Origin of the sequence: Nocardiopsis sp. TNDT3 (assembly GCF_003427465.1) — a bacterium.
In the GTDB taxonomy this organism is placed as follows: domain Bacteria; phylum Actinomycetota; class Actinomycetes; order Streptosporangiales; family Streptosporangiaceae; genus Nocardiopsis; species Nocardiopsis dassonvillei.
On record NZ_QPFC01001062.1, the window covers coordinates 1 to 2,656 of the forward strand.

Consider the following 2,656-nt stretch of genomic DNA (forward strand, 5'->3'; position numbering starts at 1 on the left):
GGCCCGACGGTGTTCGCGCCCGTACCGCCGCCGAGGGGGTGCCCTGTCCGCAGGTGCCCGCCTGGGAGCGCGTCACCGGGGGAGGGCTTCCCAGGGGTGCCCGACCAGAAGCGCGTCCGGATGGAAGCGCGCCCGGCCGCGCCACCGGAGAAACGGTGACGGGGGACACGTCGCCGCCGGACGGGGGCGGACGCATGGCGGGAGCGGACTGGGGTAGGGTCGTGCCCGAAAGTAACTTGAAAAGCGAGATGCTTTAATTTCGAGCAAGCTGTCGGTGTGAGAGGGATCCCGAACGTGGACAAGGACAACGGCAGACCACCTGCCGGGCGGTCGCGCTGGTGGATCGGAGCGGCCCTGCTGGTCGCCCTGGTGTGGTTGGCGGGCGCCGGGCCCCTGGGCATGTTCCTGGGCAGGCTCGGCGAGGTGCAGACCAACGACCCGGGCGCGTTCCTGCCGGTGGGCGCCGAGTCCACCGAGGTCAGTGAGATCGCCGAGGAGTTCGACCGCGAGGAGGCGGTCCCGGCCGTCGTCGTGTACTCGCGCGAGGACGCCGGGGACGGCGGGGGCGGGGCGCTCGGAGAGGACGAACTCGCCGACGTCGCCGCGGTCGCCGAGCGCGTGGGTGAGGAGTCCTGGGTCTCCGGAGCCGTCGTCGGCCCCTTCCCCGGGACCGAGGACCCCTCCGTCGCCCAGTTCGTGGTGCCGCTCGACCCGGCCGCCGACACCGGCGACGCGGTCGAGGACCTGCGCGCGGTGCTGGCCGACGACCCCGTGTCGGGACTCCAGGTGCAGGTCACCGGCCCCGCCGGTTTCGCGGCCGACCTCGCCGCGGCCTTCGGCGGCATCGACTCCACGCTGCTGATCGTGGCCATCACCGCCGTGCTGATCATCCTCGTGGCCGTCTACCGCTCACCGCTGCTGCCGGTCCTGGTCATCCTCGCCTGCCTCCTCGCGCTCGGCCTGTCCGGCGCGCTGGTCTACCTGGCCGCCGACACCGGCCTGGTCAGCCTCAACGGGCAGAGCCAGGGCATCCTGTTCATCCTGGTCGTGGGCGCCTGCACCGACTACGCGCTGCTGCTCGTGGCCCGCTACCGCGAGGAACTGGCCGTCCGCGACCGCGTGCCCGAAGCCGTCATGGCCGCCGTGCGCGGCGTGACCGGGCCCGTCCTGGCCTCCGGCGGAACCGTCATCCTCGGCCTGCTCTGCCTGCTCGCCGCCGACCTGGCCTCCACCCGCAGCCTCGGTCCCGTGGTGGCCATCGGCGTCGTCGCGGCCCTGCTCTCGGCGATGACCTTCCTGCCCGCCGTGCTCGCCCTGTGCGGACGCGCCGCCTTCTGGCCCGTGGCGCCGCACAGCGGCGGCCGTACGGACGGAACCCTGGACGAGGTCGTGGCCAGCCACCGGTTCTGGGGCCGCCTGGCGACCACCGTCTCGCGCAGGCCGCGCCTGTACTGGATCGTCACCACCGCCGTCCTGGCCGCCGCGGCCGTGTTCGCGCCCCAGTTCGACGCCGGGGGCACCGGCCAGGCCGAGGTCTTCCGCACCGAGGTGGAGGCGGTCGAGGCCCAGGAGGCGCTCGACCGGGGCTTCGGCTCCGACGCCAGCGCGGCCCCCGCCCTGGTGGTCGCCGACGCCGACCACCTGGACGAGGTGGTCCGGGCCGCCGAACGCCTGCCCGTCGTGGACGCGGCCGCGCCGGTGACCGAGCCCGGTCCGCCCGGCGCCGACCTGCCGCCCCTGGTGGAGGACGGACGGGTGCTGGTCGAGGTGGTCCTCACCGTCGGCCCCGAGTCGGCCGAGGCGGTGGACGCGGTGCGCGACCTGCGCGCCGAACTGGACTCCGTCCAGGGCGCCGACGCCCTGGTCGGCGGGGTGAGCGCCACCGACCTGGACACCCTGGACACCGCCCAGCGCGACTTCGCGGTCGTGGTGCCGCTGGTGCTCGTGGTGGTCTTCCTCGTGCTCATCCCGCTGCTGCGCTCCCTGGTGGCGCCGCTGCTGCTGATGGCCGTGAACGTCCTGTCCTTCGCCGCGGCGCTGGGCGTGGGAACGCTGCTGTTCGACCACGTGCTCGGCCTGCCCGGCGCGGACCCGGTGGTGCCGCTGTTCGCGTTCGTGTTCCTGGTGGCGCTGGGGATCGACTACAGCATCTTCCTCATGTCCCGGGCGCGTGAGGAGACGCTGCTGCACGGGCACCGCGAGGGCGTGCTGCGCGCGCTCACCGTCACCGGCGGGGTGATCACCTCCGCCGGGGTGGTGCTGGCCGTGACCTTCGCGGCGCTGGCGGTGATCCCGCTGCTGTTCCTGCTCCAGCTGGCGTTCCTGGTGGCCTTCGGCGTGCTGGTGGACGCGCTGCTCGTGCGGACCGTGCTGGTGCCCGCGCTGTCCCTGGACGTCGGGCCCCGTGTGTGGTGGCCCGGCCGCGCGGGCCGTGCCCCCGGGCGCGCGCAGGAGCACGAACCCGCCGATCGCGCCTAGCGCGGCGTCGGCCTCGTACTCCCCCCGGCCCCGGCCTCGTCGTGCGCGCGGCACGGCGGAGCGTGGGCGCTCCGGAGGTCCCTACAGGGGGTCTCCCGGCAGTTCCGCGTAGGCGGCGGCGAACTTGCGCACCAGCGCGGCCTGCGGCAGGTGGACGCCGTCGATGGCGGCCACCTGC

1 protein-coding gene is annotated in these 2,656 nt (G+C 74.5%); it reads left to right on the forward strand.

What is annotated here, in order from left to right:
* Window positions 1–294 precede the first annotated feature (294 nt).
* Window positions 295–2,478, forward strand: a complete 2,184-nt coding sequence (locus DQW06_RS23845) for an MMPL family transporter (protein ID WP_117199351.1) — start codon at window positions 295–297, stop codon at window positions 2,476–2,478.
* Window positions 2,479–2,656: the final 178 nt, after the last annotated feature.